Here is a 15,984-nt window from a genome sequence, read left to right on the forward strand (position 1 = left end):
CGCCAAAACCTACGCGCCTACAGTGAAGCCGTCCACCCCTTTCACGGAGAAGAATCATGGCGTTGCAGATCGGTTTTCTGTTGTTTCCCCAGGTGCAGCAACTCGACCTGACCGGCCCGTACGACGTGCTGGCCTCGTTGCCGGAGGTGCAGGTGCATCTGGTCTGGAAGGATCTGGTGCCGGTCACCGCCAGCACCGGGCTGGTGCTGAAACCGACCACCACCTTCGAGGATTGCCCGGCTCTGGACGTAATCTGCGTACCCGGCGGCGCAGGCGTCGGGCCGTTGATGGAAGATGAGCAGACGCTGGCGTTCATCAGGGCGCAAGCGGCGCAGGCGCGTTACGTGACGTCGGTGTGCACCGGTTCGCTGGTGCTCGGCGCGGCGGGTCTGTTGCAGGGTAAACGGGCGACCACGCATTGGGCTTATCACGATCTGCTGCCGACACTGGGCGCGATTGCGGTGAAGGATCGGGTGGTGCGCGACGGCAATCTGTTTACCGGGGGCGGCATCACGGCGGGGATCGATTTTGCCCTGACGTTGGCGCAAGAGCTGGTCGGTGTCGATACGGCGCAACTGGTGCAGTTGCAGCTGGAATATGCGCCGGCGCCACCGTTTGATTCGGGCAGCCCGGAGACGGCGCCGAGTGCGGTTGTCGATGAGGCGCGTAAGCGTGCGGCGCCTTCATTGAAGTTGCGCACTGAAATCACCGAGCGTGCTGCGGCGAAGCTCAATCTGCGCTGATTCGTGCGCAACATAGGCCCTGCGGGGACCAACCCGCAGGGCCTGCGTCCCGGTTTAGCCCTACACCTTCACTTGTCCCCTCGTCCCCACCCGTGTAGAAAGCCTGTCCACAAATCGTGCACAAGGACTTTCCATGACAGCTCTGCCATGGCTCTATCTCGGGCTTCTCGGCCTTGGTTACGGATTGGCGCTGAGTTTCGGCCAGCTCGGCTGGCTGGCGCTGATCTCCATTGCACTGCTGGTTTTCGCCGGTTACGCCGTGCGCCAGCAAACCGTGCCGGTCGGGCGTTATCTCGGCCATGGCCTGTTTATCGTGCTGGCTCTGGCGCTGGCCCTGCACTGGCTGCCGGGTTTCTACAACGGCCGGGCCATCGAGCCCCAGCGCTTCACCGACAACGCTGTGCCGTTCTCGATGTACCTGAATCTCGACAAACCGCTGATCGGCTTCTGGCTGCTATTGGTCTGCCCGTGGATCGTCGCGCGACGCTCATTGCGCCTGACGGTGTACGCCACCGCGCTGGCACTGACGCTGAGCGTGATTCTGGCGTTGGGCGGCGCCGTGTTACTGGGCATGATCACTTGGGCGCCGAAGTGGCCGGATCAGGCATGGCTGTGGGTGCTGAACAATCTGCTGCTGGTGACGCTGGTCGAAGAGGCTCTGTTTCGCGGCTATATCCAGGGCGGCCTGAGCCGGCGTTTCAAACACCTGCCCTACGGCGAAAACCTCGCGCTGCTGCTCGCGTCCCTGCTGTTCGGCCTGGTGCATGTGGGCGCCGGCTGGCACTGGGTGTTGCTGGCGAGCCTGGCGGGTGTCGGCTATGGTCTGGCCTACCGTTTTGGCGGGCTCGGCGCGGCGATCGCCACGCACTTTGGTCTGAACCTGCTGCATTTCGGCCTGTTCACCTATCCGATGCTCGCGGGTTGAAGCAAGGGCCGTTTTGCGACGCCGTACTTATAAATGAAAAAAAATTTCAATAAATGGCCGACCCCGCCGACAACCTTTCAAAGCCTTGCGGATTGAAAAACCATGCGTAACAACCAGCCCATTACACAACGCGAACGGACTTTCCCGGCTCAGCAACGGTTGATTTCCACAACCGACGCCAAAGGCGTGATCACTTACTGCAACGACGCTTTCGTCGAAATCAGCGGGTTCTCGCGTGAGGAACTGATCCGTGCGCCGCACAACCTGGTCCGTCACCCCGACGTCCCGGCAGCGGTGTTTTCGCACATGTGGGGCACACTGAAACAAGGCTTGCCATGGATGGGCATTGTCAAGAATCGCTGCAAGACCGGTGATCATTACTGGGTGAACGCCTATGTAACGCCGGTGTTCGATGGCAGTCAGGTGGTCGGTTACGAGTCGGTGCGGGTCAAACCCACCGCCGAACAGATCCGCCGTGCCGAAGCGCTCTACCAACGCATCAACCAGGGCAAGTCGGCGATTCCTTCGAGCGACAAGTGGCTGCCGATTGTGCAGGACTGGCTGCCGTTCATTCTGGTCAGCCAGTTGAGCTTCATGATCGGCGCCACCCTCAACTCGCAGTGGGGCTTCGCCCTCGCCGCCGGTCTGTCGGTGCCGCTGGGCCTGCTGGGCCTGCAATGGCAACAGCGCGGGCTCAAGCGCCTGCTGCGTCTGGCCGAGCAGACCACCTCCGACCCGTTGATCGCGCAGATGTACACCGACAGCCGTGGCGCCCAGGCGCGTCTGGAAATGTCGATCCTCAGCCAGGAAGCGCGCCTGAAAACCTGCCTGACCCGTCTGCAGGACACCGCCGAGCACCTGACCGATCAGGCCAAACAGTCCGACGCCCTGGCGCACAACAGCTCCAGCGGTCTGGAACGTCAGCGCGTGGAAACCGAACAGGTCGCCACCGCCGTCAACCAGATGGCCGCCACCACGCAAGAAGTGGCGAGCCACGTCCAGCGCACCGCCGACGCCACCCAGGAAGCCAATCGCCTGACCGGCCGCGGCCGCGACATCGCCGGCGAAACCCGCGAAGCCATCCAGCGCCTGTCGGTCGTGGTCGGTGAAACCGGCCTGACCGTCACCCAACTGGCCAAGGACAGCGACGAAATCGGCGGCGTGGTCGACGTGATCAAAGGCATTGCCGACCAGACCAACCTGCTCGCACTCAACGCCGCGATCGAAGCAGCGCGTGCCGGTGAAATGGGCCGTGGTTTTGCCGTGGTTGCCGACGAAGTCCGCCAACTGGCACAACGCACCAGCGAATCCACCGGCCAGATCCACGCCCTGATCGCCAAGTTGCAGCAGACTGCATCCAGCGCCGTACAAACCATGGAAGCCGGCCATCGCCAGGCGGAAGAAGGTGTGGCGCGGGTACTGGAAGCAGACCAGGCACTGGTCGGCATCAGTGAAGCCGTGGCCAACATCACCGACATGACCACCCAGATCGCCGCCGCGACCGAAGAGCAAAGTGCCGTGGCTGAAGAAATCAGCCGCAACATCAGCAACATCTCGGAACTGGCGGACCAGACCTCGGAACAGGCGCATAACTCGGCTTTGTTGAGTGAAGAGCTGACCAAGACTGCCAACACGCAATACTCGTTGGTGGAGCGGTTTAACCGCTGATTGTTCTGCAATACAAAAAACCCGGATAGCGAGAGCTTCCGGGTTTTTTATTGTGGCTCACCGCGTGACTACACATAGGGGCGCTATGCCCTACAAGAACGCCAGAATCCGCTGACTGGTGCACCTTTGGGGTCGGCTCTATCGTTTGCCGGTAGAAATCCAATCCCTTAAGCTGGTCAGTATGAATACATCTCCTTTGGAGGCTCCGATGGCCACCACCAGAAAGATCGACAAGCCAGTCAAAAAAGTCATTCGCGATGAACTGACTTTTCTTGATGTCCGGCAAGCCGCGCGTGATGGGCAGAAAGCGTTCGATAAATATGTGATCACTGGCAAGCTACCCATAACAAAGTAGCCATAGATGCCAGCAGTCAAAATCTCTGCGCTTTTCGAACAAATCAACAACTGGAAAAATTTCGCCGCTCATTTTTATAACTACAAAGTGTGCGGCGAACTGCCCGCTATTTTTGGGCGAGACGAACGACTCGACCTCAGCGATATGCATCACATCCACCTGGCCAGTACCCAAGCGACCCAGGCGCGGTGGGCAAAAATAGACCGCCAGTATTATCGAACTGCCCTGGTTGACGATCCTGACAACGACTTCTGGCTTATCTACGCCTACGATGCTTTCCGGGATGAATACCTTTTGCTGACAATCACTGGCCCGGATGCCCATAACCGGAGTGAGTGGGGTTCATTTCTGCGAACGGTGCATTACGAGATTGTTGAGCCATGGGTCGTGGGAAAAGTCATCTATCTGGACCTCGACGACTTTTGATTAACTGGCTGGCCAGTTCTCGGAAAATGTATTTAGTGGGTGATAACAAAAAACCGGATAGTGAGAGCTATCCGGTTTTTTGTTTTTGATTTGGCGTTACACGCGGTTACCAGCGATTACTGTGGCAAGCGCAGCCTGTCCAGCAGTCGATTTACCAGCAGCTCGTTCAACATGATCAGCTGTTGCAGCGCCAGCAGCGGTTTGCGTTCCGGGCCTTTTACCGAGTTGGCGATATTGCCGGCCATGGCGTTGGCTGACGACAGTGATTCACTGGCTTCGACAAGCAGTGTTTCGTCATCGAGCGTGGGATCGACCATGTAGATGGGACGGGCCTTGGGTGGGAAGTACTTCGGAATTTCGGGGCCGAGGTAAAAGTCGAGTGCGCGGTCGGCGGCTTCTTTTGTCTTTTGGGACTCGAGCTCGGGGTCTTGGAGGATTGGGTCGGCTTCTGGTGGGTTAGGCGTGGCTTTGAACATAGATTTAACTCCAGTTTCGAATATTTAGGAGCCATCACCCTCGCTACCAAACGAAGGGTGGTGGCCATACGCGGGTTGGTAGACCGGTCGAAACGGGAAACCCGGCGCTCACAAAGGAGCCCCGCGCATGCCCACCATAAAATCTGAGCCCCAAATAAGGGACTGCATATGGTGACGCCATACGACGGTTTCGAAGCGGGCTACCAAACCCGATCACTGTTTTTCAGTGACAGGGAAACGATATAGCCCTTTCCAAACCGCGTAAGCCGGCGGATTCTGGCGTACGCGTAGGCAACGACGCAAGGTGTTGTAGCCCTTATGGCGTAACGGTTCGTGTACTTTAAACGTGGTGACGCGATCGTGTTTATTCGCTGGAAATGCCGGGCTGGGGGGCTTTCAGTTTTTGTGGTGTGTCAGTGAAATCCTTACCCCTCACCCTAGCCCTCTCCCCGAGGGAGAGGGGACTGACGGAGTGTTTGGGCGAGGTACGCCGACGTGGGATACCGAGTTGAACTCAGGTTTTGAACAGCACTTCAATCGGCTCCTAACCACTCAACAGGATGAGCGTTAGCTCGGCTGCAGCTTTTGATCTTGATCCACGGGCGACTTCGGAAGGCTGAGTGGAGGGATTTATCCGGGGGTGGGAGCGCAGCGACCGTTTGGCGAAGCCAAACACATCGAGAGGAGGTGCAGCGAAGCAAACCGGAGGCGATGCCCCCGGATGAATCCCGGAGCGAAGGAACCCCGAGCCTCAGCGAGCGGGCCGGACGTAGGAGCAAGACCTTTTGGTTACTTTTGGGGCGTTTGCCAAAAGTGACCCGCCGTAAGGGCGGAACCCTAAGCAGCCATAACCGCAGCAACGGATATACACCCCAAAACCAAACCTCAACGAAGAAACCCGGCAACCCTCTCCGCCGCCAAAGCCAAATGCTGCTCATGCGTAAACCCGGAAACCTTGAGCGGCTTCAAATCATGATCCCCAGAGGCCAGCCAAAACACCTCAACACTCGGCGATAGATCGTAAGCCTCGACAGCGTCCCGATTCCCCAGAGCATCCCGCTCCCCCTGAACGATCAACGTCCGAGTCTGCAAAGAAGCCAAATGCTCAACCCGAGGCTTCTCCGGTTTCCCCACCGCATAAAACGGATAACCAAGGCAAACCAACGCATCAGCGCCAAGCTCATCGGCAAGCAAACTCGCCATCCGCCCCCCCATCGACTTCCCGCCAACCGCCAAAACCCCAGCGACATGACGTCGCACTTCAGCGAAAACCTCACGCCAGCACTCCTGCAATTTCCCCGCAGGATTCGGCGGTCGCTTAACCCCATCAACCCGCCGCTGCGCCATATAAGGAAACTCAAACCGCAACACGTTGATACCCAGCCCAGCAAGGCGTCCAGCCACATCCGTCATCCACTCACTGTCCATCGGCGCCCCCGCACCATGGGCGAGGATGAGCGTCGCCGAAGCCTCGCCAACAGCCGCATCCCAAAGCCACCCACGATCCCGCAGGCACTGCGCCCATTGATCCCCGTCAATACTGGCCTTGTGCTGTTTGTCCATGCTTGCCTCGCTTTTAGTCTGCCTATAACTCCAGGCGAAGGACGCGCTGTTGGCGCTCACTTCGGCTGAACCGTGGATGGGGAACCATGAACACTTCTATCAGTACCGCCTACAACTACAAGGTGGTCCGCCAATTCGCCATTATGACGGTGGTGTGGGGCATCGTCGGCATGGGGCTCGGGGTTTTTCTCGCGGCTCAATTGGTCTGGCCCGAACTCAACTTCAACCTGCCGTGGACCAGCTTCGGACGCCTGCGCCCGCTGCACACCAACGCGGTGATCTTCGCGTTCGGCGGCTGTGCCTTGTTCGCCAGTTCGTTCTACTCGGTGCAGCGCACCTGCCAGACCCAGCTGTTTGCGCCGAAAATCGCCGCGTTCTGCTTCTGGGGCTGGCAGCTTGTGATTCTATTGGCGGCCATCAGCCTGCCACTGGGTTACACCAGTTCCAAGGAATACGCCGAGCTGGAATGGCCGATCGACATCCTGATCACCATCGTCTGGGTCGCCTACGCCATCGTGTTCTTCGGCACGATCATGCAGCGCAAGACCAAGCACATTTATGTGGGCAACTGGTTCTTCGGCGCGTTCATCATCACCGTGGCGATCCTGCACATCGTCAACAATCTTGAGTTGCCGGTGAGCTTTACCAAGTCCTACTCGGTGTACGCCGGTGCAACCGATGCGATGGTGCAATGGTGGTACGGCCACAACGCCGTAGGCTTTTTCCTCACCGCCGGTTTCCTCGGGATGATGTACTACTTCGTGCCGAAACAGGCCGAACGTCCGGTGTATTCGTATCGTCTGTCGATCGTGCACTTCTGGGCGCTGATCACCCTGTACATCTGGGCCGGCCCGCACCACTTGCACTACACCGCGCTGCCGGACTGGGCGCAGTCGCTGGGCATGGTGATGTCGCTGATTCTGCTGGCACCGAGCTGGGGCGGCATGATCAACGGCATGATGACCCTCTCCGGCGCCTGGCATAAGTTGCGCAGCGACCCGATCCTGCGCTTCCTCGTGGTATCGCTGGCGTTCTACGGCATGTCGACCTTCGAAGGTCCGATGATGGCGATCAAGACTGTCAACGCCCTCTCCCACTACACCGACTGGACCATTGGCCACGTACACGCCGGCGCGCTCGGCTGGGTGGCGATGATTTCCATCGGCGCGCTGTACCACATGATTCCGAAAGTCTTCGGCAAAGAGCAGATGCACAGCATCGGCCTGATCAACGCGCACTTCTGGCTCGCGACCATCGGCACCGTTTTGTACATCGCGTCGATGTGGGTAAACGGCATCGCCCAGGGCCTGATGTGGCGTGCGGTGAACGAGGACGGCACGCTGACCTACTCCTTCGTCGAAACCCTGGTGGCCAGCCACCCAGGCTTCGTCGTGCGGCTGATTGGCGGGGCGATCTTCCTCAGCGGCATGTTCCTGATGGCTTACAACACCTGGCGCACCGTGCGGGCCTCGCAGCCTGCTGACGTCGTTGCTGCCGCGCAGATGGCCTGAGGAGTCCGCCATGAAACACGAAACGATTGAAAAGAACGTCGGCCTGCTGATGCTGCTGATGGTGTTCGCCGTGAGCATCGGCGGCCTGACCCAGATCGTCCCGCTGTTCTTCCAGGACGTGACCAACAAACCGGTGGAAGGCATGAAGCCCTACACCGCGCTGCAGCTGGAAGGTCGCGACATCTACATCCGCGAAGGCTGCGTCGGTTGCCACTCGCAGATGATCCGTCCGTTCCGCGCCGAAACCGAACGCTACGGGCACTACTCGGTGGCCGGTGAAAGCGTGTGGGATCACCCGTTCCTGTGGGGTTCCAAGCGCACCGGTCCGGACCTGGCCCGGGTTGGCGCGCGCTACTCGGATGACTGGCACCGCGCGCACTTGTACAACCCGCGCAACGTTGTACCGGAATCGAAAATGCCGGCCTACCCATGGCTGGTCACCCAACCGGTCGACAGCAGCCACACCGAAACCAAGCTCAAGACCATGCGCACCCTCGGCGTGCCGTACAACGATGACGACATCAGCGGCGCGGTGGCCAGCCTCAAGGGCAAGACCGAAATGGACGCCCTCGTCTCCTACCTGCAAGTGCTCGGCACTGCGATCAAGAGCAAGAGGTGAGCCATGGTCTTTGAATTGAGCGCGGGGCTGATTCGCGGCCTCGGCACGGTCGTGGTGTTCGTGGCCTTCGTCGGCCTGACCCTTTGGGTGTTCAACCGCAAGCGCACGCCGGAGTTCGCCGAAGCGCGCCTGCTGCCGTTTGCCGACGAGCCACAACCCGACACTACCCAAGCTAATGAAACAAGGAGTACCCGGCCATGACCACCTTCTGGAGTACGTGGATCTGCGTACTGACCATCGGCAGCCTGATCGGCCTGACTTGGCTGCTGGTCGGCACCCGTCGGGGCGAAACCAAGGGCAGCGTCGACCAGACCATGGGCCACAGCTTCGACGGCATCGAGGAGTACGACAACCCGCTGCCGCAGTGGTGGTTCATGCTGTTCGCCGGCACGCTGGTGTTTTCCGTGGGCTATCTGATTCTTTATCCGGGCCTGGGCAACTGGAAAGGCATCCTGCCTGGCTACGAGGATGGCTGGACCGGCGTCCACGAGTGGGAAAAGGAAATGAGCAAGGCCGACGCCAAATTCGGGCCGATCTTCGCCAAGTTCGCCGCGATGCCGGTGGAGGAAGTGGCGAAGGACCCGCAGGCGCTGAAAATGGGTGGCCGTCTGTTCGCCTCCAATTGCTCGGTGTGCCACGGCTCGGACGCCAAGGGCGCGTTCGGTTTCCCTAACCTCGCCGACAAGGACTGGCGTTGGGGCGGCAGCGCCGAAACCATCAAGACCACCATCATGGGTGGCCGGATGGCGGCAATGCCGGCGTGGGGTGAAGTGCTGGGTGAGACTGGCGTGAAAAACGTCGCCGCCTATGTGCGTCATGAACTGGCGGGGCTGCCACTGCCGGCGGACAACAAGGCTGATCTCCAAGCGGGTCAGCAGGCGTTCAGCACAACCTGCACTGCCTGTCACGGGGCAAACGGCCAGGGCACCGAAGCCATGGGCGCGCCGAACCTGACGCATCCGGCCGGTTTCATCTATGGCACCAGCCTGACCCAGCTCGAGCAAACCATCCGCCATGGCCGTCAAGGCCACATGCCCGCTCAGAACGAGCTGCTGGGCAACGATAAAGTGCAACTGCTCGCCGCTTACGTATACAGTCTGTCAAAAAATACTGAGCAGTTGAGCGACAAGCTTCAAGCTGAAAGCTCCAAGTAAAATCACAAGCAATGTATACAATCCTGCAGGCGACATGATTCGTCTTGTCGCTTGCAGCTGCTTCCTTTTGTCGCACCCCTTCACCCCCTCTCCTTTCGGTTACCCGGATTCGGGTCTACGCTTGCTCGATGCGGACTGGCCCGTGCCGGTTCCAGGTCGACCCCGAGCGAGGAATTGAACGAATCGGCTGACTGACATGGCCGCAAAGGCCGGTAGATACCGGTTGTCGTGCCCATTACCGTCCGTCACCCGAACCGAGCGTTCGAACACACCCCGTTACATCCGACCGGGACCCCTCGCTTTTTTCGTCCGCTGCGACATTTTGTCCGAGGGCAATTTTGTCCTTACGCGGCGCATGGAAAGGCCGCAGAATCAGCGTTGGAAAGCATTGACCCAGGTCATGGCGCGTTGCATTGACCCCCTGCTTTCTACATACTTGCGGCCGATTTTAATCCTAATAAAACACCCAAACCGTGGAACCTTAGAATGAGCACAGCAATCAGTCCGACTGCTTATAACTATAAGGTAGTCCGCCAGTTCGCCATCATGACGGTGGTCTGGGGGATCCTTGGCATGGGGCTCGGTGTCTTCATCGCCTCGCAACTGGTCTGGCCGGAGTTGAACTTCGGTCTGCCGTGGACGAGCTTTGGACGCCTGCGCCCGTTGCACACAAACCTGGTGATTTTCGCCTTCGGTGGTTGTGCACTGTTTGCCACTTCCTACTATGTCGTGCAGCGAACCTGCCAGACGCGACTGATTTCCGACAGCCTCGCGGCCTTCACCTTCTGGGGATGGCAAGCGGTGATCGTCGGCGCGATCATTACCTTGCCGCTGGGTTACACCACCACCAAGGAATACGCGGAACTGGAATGGCCGATCGCCATTTTGCTGGCCATTGTCTGGATTTCCTACGGACTGGTGTTCTTCGGCACCATCACCAAGCGCAAGACCAAGCACATCTATGTCGGTAACTGGTTCTACGGTGCGTTCATCGTGGTGACCGCGATGCTGCACATCGTCAACCACATGTCGCTGCCGGTCAGCCTGTTCAAGTCCTACTCGGCCTACTCGGGCGCCACCGACGCGATGATCCAGTGGTGGTACGGCCACAACGCCGTGGGCTTCTTCCTGACCACCGGCTTCCTGGGGATGATGTACTACTTCGTGCCGAAACAGGCCGAACGTCCGATCTACTCCTATCGTCTGTCGATCGTGCACTTCTGGGCGCTGATCACCCTGTACATCTGGGCCGGCCCGCACCACCTGCACTACACCGCACTGCCGGACTGGGCACAATCGCTGGGCATGGCGATGTCGATCATCCTGCTGGCACCGAGCTGGGGCGGCATGATCAACGGCATGATGACCCTGTCGGGCGCCTGGCATAAGCTGCGCACCGACCCGATCCTGCGCTTCCTGGTGGTATCGCTGGCGTTCTACGGCATGTCGACCTTCGAAGGTCCGATGATGGCGATCAAGACCGTCAACTCGCTTTCGCACTACACCGACTGGACCATCGGCCACGTACACGCCGGTGCACTCGGCTGGGTAGCGATGATCTCGATCGGCGCGATCTACCACATGATCCCGAAACTGTTCGGCCGCGCGCAGATGCACAGCACCGGCCTGATCAACGCGCACTTCTGGCTCGCGACCATCGGTACCGTGCTGTACATCGCTTCGATGTGGGTCAACGGCATCACTCAAGGCCTGATGTGGCGTGCAATCAACGACGACGGCACCCTCACCTACTCGTTCGTCGAAGCGCTGCAGGCCAGCCACCCCGGCTTCATCGTCCGTGCCCTGGGCGGTGCGTTCTTCGCCAGCGGCATGCTGCTGATGGCTTACAACGTATGGCGCACCGTGCGCGCCTCGAACCCGGCTGAAGCCGAAGCCGCCGCCAAGATCGCCGTAGTTGGAGCTCACTGATGAAGCATGAAGCTGTCGAGAAGAATATTGGTCTGCTGGCCTTCTTCATGGTCATCGCCGTCAGCGTCGGTGGCCTGACCCAAATCGTTCCGCTGTTTTTCCAGGACGTCACCAACAAGCCGGTCGAAGGCATGAAGCCGCGCACCGCCCTTGAACTGGAAGGCCGCGACGTTTACATCGCCAACGGCTGTGTCGGCTGCCACTCGCAGATGATCCGTCCGTTCCGTGCCGAAACCGAACGCTATGGCCACTACTCGGTCGCCGGTGAAAGCGTCTGGGATCACCCGTTCCTGTGGGGTTCCAAACGTACCGGCCCGGACCTGGCCCGCGTCGGCGGTCGTTACTCCGATGACTGGCAGCGTGCGCACTTGTACAACCCGCGCAACGTCGTCCCCGAGTCGAAAATGCCGGCCTACCCGTTCCTCGTAGAAAACAAGCTCGATGGCAAAGACACGGCCAAGAAAATGGAAGTGTTGCGCACGCTCGGCGTCCCTTACACCGACGAAGACATCGCCGGTGCAAGAGATGCCGTGAAGGGCAAAACCGAAATGGACGCGCTGGTGGCCTATCTGCAAGGCCTGGGCACCATCATCAAAAGCAAACGGTGATTCTGATGGATATCGGGATGATTCGAGGCCTGGGCACCGTTGTCGTGATGGTTGCCTTCATCGGCCTGGCGTTGTGGGTGTTCAGCCCCAAGCGCAAGTCGGAGTTTGAAGACGCGACCTTGCTGCCCTTCGCGGATGATCCCGAAGCCATCAAGCACGTCGAGCAAGCTTCTAGGAGTAACAAAGAATGACTACATTCTGGAGTCTGTACGTCACAGTCCTCAGTCTCGGTACGATCTTTTCCCTGACCTGGCTGCTGCTGTCGACCCGCAAGGGCCAGCGCAGCGAGCAGACGGACGAGACGGTCGGCCACTCCTTCGACGGGATCGAGGAGTACGACAACCCGCTGCCGAAATGGTGGTTCATGCTGTTCGTGGGCACCATCGTGTTCGCTCTGGGTTATCTGGTGCTGTACCCGGGCCTGGGCAACTGGAAAGGCCTGCTGCCGGGCTACAACTACCTCGATACCGAGAAGCAGACCGCGTTCGCCAACGGCCAGACCGGCTGGACCGGCGTTCACGAGTGGGAAAAGGAAATGGCGCGTTCGGATGCCAAGTTCGGTCCGATCTTCGCCAAGTTCGCCGCCATGCCGATCGAAGAAGTCGCCAAGGATCCACAAGCCCTGAAAATGGGTGGCCGCCTGTTCGCCTCCAACTGCTCGGTCTGCCACGGCTCCGACGCCAAGGGCGCTTATGGCTTTCCCAACCTGACCGACGCCGACTGGCGCTGGGGTGGCGAGCCGGAAACCATCAAGACCACCATCATGGGCGGTCGTCACGCGGTGATGCCGGCCTGGGCTGAAGTGATCGGTGAGCAAGGCGTGGCCGATGTGGCTGCGTTCGTACTGACCAATCTGGATGGCCGCAAGCTGCCGGAAGGCACCAAGGCAGATCCGGCCAATGGCCAGAAACTGTTCGCCGCCAACTGCGTGGCCTGCCACGGCCCGGCGGGTAAAGGTACGCCAGCCATGGGCGCACCCGATCTGACCCACCCGGCCGCGTTCATCTACGGTTCGAGCTTCGCCCAACTGCAGCAGACCATCCGTTACGGCCGTCAGGGCCAGATGCCTGCCCAGGAACAACTGCAAGGCAACGACAAGGTTCACCTGCTGGCGGCTTACGTTTACAGCCTGTCCCACGGTGAAAAACCAGCGGAAGCCGAGGCCCAGTAAGGCCAACGCTTGAAGCAAAAAAACGGCCCCGCCAATGAGAATTGGCGGGGCCGTTTTGTTTCTGCCTTTTTGAATGCCCGACCAGCGGTCAGGCTCGTCAGGCCTTCCCGGTTGTGAGACGAGGCATGAGGTAGTAACGTTGCTACATATCTTTTTCAGGAGAGGTCGCAATGATGGCCATCACCACCATTTCCAGCCGCGAATTCAATCAGGACACAAGCAGTGCCAAAAAAGCCGCACGCAATGGGCCGGTGATCATCACGGATCGTGGCAAGCCCGCCCACGTACTGCTAAGCATTGAGGAGTACGAAAAACTAACCGGCCTCAACGCGAGCATCGTCGATCTGCTGGTCATGCCTGAAGCGGCAGACATCGAGTTCGAAACCGAGCGTGCCGTGATCACTCACCGCCCTGTGGACCTGTCCTGAATGTATTTGCTAGACACCAATGTAATTTCCGAATTGCGCAAACCCCAGGCCGACAAGAACGTTGTCGCCTGGGCCAGAACGATCATTGCCCCTCGCATGTTTATCTCGGCCATTACGCTGAAGGAACTGGAGACCGGCGTCCTACGCATGGAGCGCCGTGATCCGGCTCAGGGAAAGATTCTGCGCACCTGGCTCAAGCGCCACGTAATGCCGGCCTTCGATGCGCGAATCCTGCCGGTCGATGCAGCTGTCGCCCTGCGCTGCGCGCGCATTCATGTGCCGGATCAGGCCAATGAAAGCGATGCGCTGATTGCCGCGACGGCACTGGTTCATGGGCTGACGGTGGTCACCCGCAATGTCGCCGACTTTGAATCCAGCGGCGTTGCGCTGATCAATCCGTGGGAATGAAAGACCCGCATCTCAACTTCACATCTCGCAACTGAAATTCGATGGGCACATTGGCTGGCAAGCGATAACGTCCTGCTGCAGCCGATGGGCTGCCTACCTCACAACTCATCTTGCAAGGAAGCTATCCGATGAACGAACAACATCCGAATCAGGAAACTGATCAGCCGATTCAAATGGGTGAACAGACGCCACAAATTGACGAAGCCAACAGCGACAGCCTGAGACGACAAACACGATCCATCGTGAACGAAGCCACTGCCGACAGAAAGCGCAGTACCGGCGGGATGGACAGCCTTGGCGGCGGCCGGTTGCTTTGACCGATTGATGAAAGCGGCGGCAATTTCCGGGTTTGGGTGACTGAGCCGTCGCGATGTCAGCAGCACCCATCGTCTATAGTCAATTGATCTGCATCATGCTTTGTTACATTCGCTACACCATTCATGATTTTTCCCCAACGCGACCAAAGGTCGCACCCGTTCGTCGGTAGTACAGGCGTATCATTGCGCCACCGCAACACCCCTTTTTGACCCCGGCCGGCACGTATCGACCGAGGCATTTTTCCACTGCCGTGGGATGCAATGATGAGCAACCAGATTCCGGTACACGACGTCACGCCACCCAGTAAGAACGCAAACAACAGCGTCGACCTTTACGCCTCTCGAGAAAAAATCTACACCCGTGCTTTCACCGGCCTGTTCCGCAATCTGCGGATGATGGGCGGCGCGGCGCTGTTCCTGCTGTATTTCGGTACGGTGTGGTTGAACTGGGGCGGCCACCAGGCCGTGTGGTGGAACCTGCCGGAGCGCAAGTTCTTCATTTTCGGCGCCACCTTCTGGCCGCAGGATTTCATTCTGCTTTCCGGGCTGTTGATCATTGCCGCCTTCGGTCTGTTCTTCATCACCGTGTATGCCGGCCGGGTCTGGTGTGGTTACACCTGTCCCCAAAGCGTATGGACGTGGATTTTCATGTGGTGCGAAAAGGTCACCGAAGGCGACCGCAACCAGCGCATCAAGCTCGACAAGGCGCCAATGAGCGCCAACAAGTTCCTGCGCAAATTCGCCAAGCACGCGCTGTGGCTGCTGATCGGCTTCGTCACCGGCATGACCTTCGTCGGCTACTTTTCGCCGATCCGCGAACTGGTAATCGAATTCTTCACCGGGCAAGCCGATGGCTGGTCGTATTTCTGGGTCGGTTTCTTCACCCTCGCCACCTACGGCAATGCCGGCTGGCTGCGTGAGCAGGTGTGCATCTACATGTGTCCGTATGCACGCTTCCAGAGCGTGATGTTCGACAAGGACACGCTGATCGTTTCCTACGACCCGCGTCGCGGTGAAAGCCGTGGTCCGCGCAAGAAAGGCATCGACTACAAGGCTCAGGGCCTGGGCGACTGCATCGACTGCACCATGTGCGTCCAGGTCTGCCCGACCGGCATCGACATCCGCGACGGCCTGCAGATCGAATGCATCGGCTGCGCCGCGTGCATCGACGCCTGCGACAGCATCATGGACAAGATGGATTACCCGCGCGGGCTGATCAGCTACACCACCGAACACAACTTGTCCGGGCAGAAAACCCATAAACTGCGGCCACGCCTGATCGGTTATGCCGTGGTGCTGCTGGCGATGATCAGCCTGCTGGTGACGGCCTTCTTCATGCGTTCGCTGGTGGGTTTCGACGTCAGCAAGGACCGCGTGCTGTACCGAGAAAACGCCGAAGGCCGGATCGAAAACGTCTACAGCCTGAAGATCATGAACAAGGATCAGCGCGACCACACCTACGTGCTGGAAGCCGCCGGTTTGCCGGATCTGCGCCTGCAAGGCAAACGCGAGATCAAGGTGCCGGCCGGGGAAATCTTCAGCATGCCGGTCGAGCTGTCGAGCGCGCCTGAACAATTGCCTTCGAGCACCAACGAGGTGAAATTCATCCTCAGGGATGCCGATGACGACAGCGTCCACGTAGAAGCCAAGAGCCGGTTCATCGGCCCACAAAATCGTTGAGAG

19 protein-coding genes are annotated in these 15,984 nt (G+C 59.3%); 17 read left to right on the forward strand and 2 right to left on the reverse strand.

All coding sequences use genetic code 11. From position 1 onward, the window contains the following. Positions 1-56: 56 nt before the first annotated feature. The 5 genes from inhA to AC07Y2_RS10575 all read left to right on the forward strand — a co-directional run bounded on the left by inhA (position 57) and on the right by AC07Y2_RS10575 (position 4,117). The gene (gene inhA, locus AC07Y2_RS10555; protein ID WP_103386392.1) at positions 57-743 is read left to right on the forward strand and encodes an isonitrile hydratase; all 687 of its coding nucleotides are present in this window, start codon (positions 57-59) and stop codon (positions 741-743) included. A 133-nt stretch (positions 744-876) separates the two neighbouring features. After that, positions 877-1,668: a CPBP family intramembrane glutamic endopeptidase gene (locus AC07Y2_RS10560; protein WP_103386393.1), complete on the forward strand. Its 792-nt coding sequence runs from the start codon at positions 877-879 to the stop codon at positions 1,666-1,668. Positions 1,669-1,770: 102 nt separating this feature from the next. Beyond that, positions 1,771-3,336 carry a methyl-accepting chemotaxis protein gene (locus tag AC07Y2_RS10565; RefSeq protein ID WP_039770064.1) on the forward strand — a complete coding sequence of 522 codons (1,566 nt, stop codon included), beginning with the start codon at positions 1,771-1,773 and terminating at the stop codon, positions 3,334-3,336. Between the two features lie 208 nt (positions 3,337-3,544). Next, entirely contained in the window at positions 3,545-3,691 is a 147-nt protein-coding gene (locus tag AC07Y2_RS10570; protein ID WP_165369536.1) for a hypothetical protein, read from the forward strand. 6 nt (positions 3,692-3,697) lie between these two features. Beyond that, positions 3,698-4,117 carry a type II toxin-antitoxin system YafO family toxin gene (locus AC07Y2_RS10575; RefSeq protein WP_039770062.1) on the forward strand — a complete coding sequence of 140 codons (420 nt, stop codon included), beginning with the start codon at positions 3,698-3,700 and terminating at the stop codon, positions 4,115-4,117. 116 nt (positions 4,118-4,233) lie between these two features. Here the strand turns inward: AC07Y2_RS10575 and AC07Y2_RS10580 are convergent, their stop codons facing one another. Together AC07Y2_RS10580 and AC07Y2_RS10585 are read right to left on the reverse strand one after the other, a co-directional pair. Further along, on the reverse strand, positions 4,234-4,593 hold the full coding sequence (locus tag AC07Y2_RS10580; RefSeq protein WP_039770060.1) for a DUF6124 family protein: 360 nt from the start codon (positions 4,591-4,593) through the stop codon (positions 4,234-4,236). Positions 4,594-5,478: 885 nt separating this feature from the next. Continuing rightward, the gene (locus tag AC07Y2_RS10585; RefSeq protein WP_103386394.1) at positions 5,479-6,156 is read right to left on the reverse strand and encodes an alpha/beta family hydrolase; all 678 of its coding nucleotides are present in this window, start codon (positions 6,154-6,156) and stop codon (positions 5,479-5,481) included. A gap of 86 nt (positions 6,157-6,242) precedes the next feature. Here AC07Y2_RS10585 and ccoN (AC07Y2_RS10590) point away from each other — a divergent pair, with 86 nt between their 5' ends. The 12 genes from ccoN (AC07Y2_RS10590) (at position 6,243) to ccoG (ending at position 15,981) form a co-directional block, all read left to right on the forward strand. Next, positions 6,243-7,667, forward strand: a complete 1,425-nt coding sequence (gene ccoN, locus AC07Y2_RS10590) for a cytochrome-c oxidase, cbb3-type subunit I (RefSeq protein ID WP_007969190.1) — start codon at positions 6,243-6,245, stop codon at positions 7,665-7,667. A gap of 10 nt (positions 7,668-7,677) precedes the next feature. Further along, positions 7,678-8,286 carry a cytochrome-c oxidase, cbb3-type subunit II gene (gene ccoO, locus AC07Y2_RS10595; protein WP_103386395.1) on the forward strand — a complete coding sequence of 203 codons (609 nt, stop codon included), beginning with the start codon at positions 7,678-7,680 and terminating at the stop codon, positions 8,284-8,286. A gap of 3 nt (positions 8,287-8,289) precedes the next feature. Beyond that, positions 8,290-8,487 (forward strand): cbb3-type cytochrome oxidase subunit 3, encoded by a 198-nt coding sequence (locus tag AC07Y2_RS10600; protein WP_085667900.1) that lies wholly within the window; start codon positions 8,290-8,292, stop codon positions 8,485-8,487. Continuing rightward, a complete protein-coding gene (gene ccoP, locus AC07Y2_RS10605) occupies positions 8,484-9,440 on the forward strand; it encodes a cytochrome-c oxidase, cbb3-type subunit III (protein ID WP_103386396.1) in 957 nt (318 codons plus the stop codon). The genes AC07Y2_RS10600 and ccoP (AC07Y2_RS10605) overlap by 4 nt, the downstream gene beginning before the upstream one ends. Positions 9,441-9,926: 486 nt before the next feature. Next, positions 9,927-11,369 (forward strand): cytochrome-c oxidase, cbb3-type subunit I, encoded by a 1,443-nt coding sequence (gene ccoN / locus AC07Y2_RS10610; protein WP_039770049.1) that lies wholly within the window; start codon positions 9,927-9,929, stop codon positions 11,367-11,369. Next, on the forward strand, positions 11,369-11,977 hold the full coding sequence (gene ccoO, locus AC07Y2_RS10615; RefSeq protein ID WP_011333287.1) for a cytochrome-c oxidase, cbb3-type subunit II: 609 nt from the start codon (positions 11,369-11,371) through the stop codon (positions 11,975-11,977). The genes ccoN (AC07Y2_RS10610) and ccoO (AC07Y2_RS10615) overlap by 1 nt, the downstream gene beginning before the upstream one ends. Positions 11,978-11,982: 5 nt before the next feature. Continuing rightward, positions 11,983-12,168 (forward strand): CcoQ/FixQ family Cbb3-type cytochrome c oxidase assembly chaperone, encoded by a 186-nt coding sequence (locus tag AC07Y2_RS10620; RefSeq protein WP_003175465.1) that lies wholly within the window; start codon positions 11,983-11,985, stop codon positions 12,166-12,168. Then, positions 12,165-13,148 (forward strand): cytochrome-c oxidase, cbb3-type subunit III, encoded by a 984-nt coding sequence (gene ccoP, locus AC07Y2_RS10625; RefSeq protein ID WP_039770046.1) that lies wholly within the window; start codon positions 12,165-12,167, stop codon positions 13,146-13,148. The genes AC07Y2_RS10620 and ccoP (AC07Y2_RS10625) overlap by 4 nt, the downstream gene beginning before the upstream one ends. Before the next feature lie 173 nt (positions 13,149-13,321). Continuing rightward, positions 13,322-13,576 carry a type II toxin-antitoxin system Phd/YefM family antitoxin gene (locus tag AC07Y2_RS10630; protein WP_039770179.1) on the forward strand — a complete coding sequence of 85 codons (255 nt, stop codon included), beginning with the start codon at positions 13,322-13,324 and terminating at the stop codon, positions 13,574-13,576. Then, complete coding sequence (locus AC07Y2_RS10635) at positions 13,577-13,984, forward strand: type II toxin-antitoxin system VapC family toxin (protein WP_039770044.1); 408 nt, start codon at positions 13,577-13,579, stop codon at positions 13,982-13,984. It begins immediately after the preceding gene. Positions 13,985-14,112: 128 nt separating this feature from the next. Continuing rightward, complete coding sequence (locus AC07Y2_RS10640) at positions 14,113-14,301, forward strand: hypothetical protein (protein ID WP_039770042.1); 189 nt, start codon at positions 14,113-14,115, stop codon at positions 14,299-14,301. Positions 14,302-14,565: 264 nt separating this feature from the next. Beyond that, a complete protein-coding gene (gene ccoG / locus AC07Y2_RS10645; RefSeq protein ID WP_085649031.1) occupies positions 14,566-15,981 on the forward strand; it encodes a cytochrome c oxidase accessory protein CcoG in 1,416 nt (471 codons plus the stop codon). Positions 15,982-15,984 lie beyond the last annotated feature (3 nt).

The organism is Pseudomonas sp. GW456-12-1-14-TSB6 (assembly GCF_059424205.1).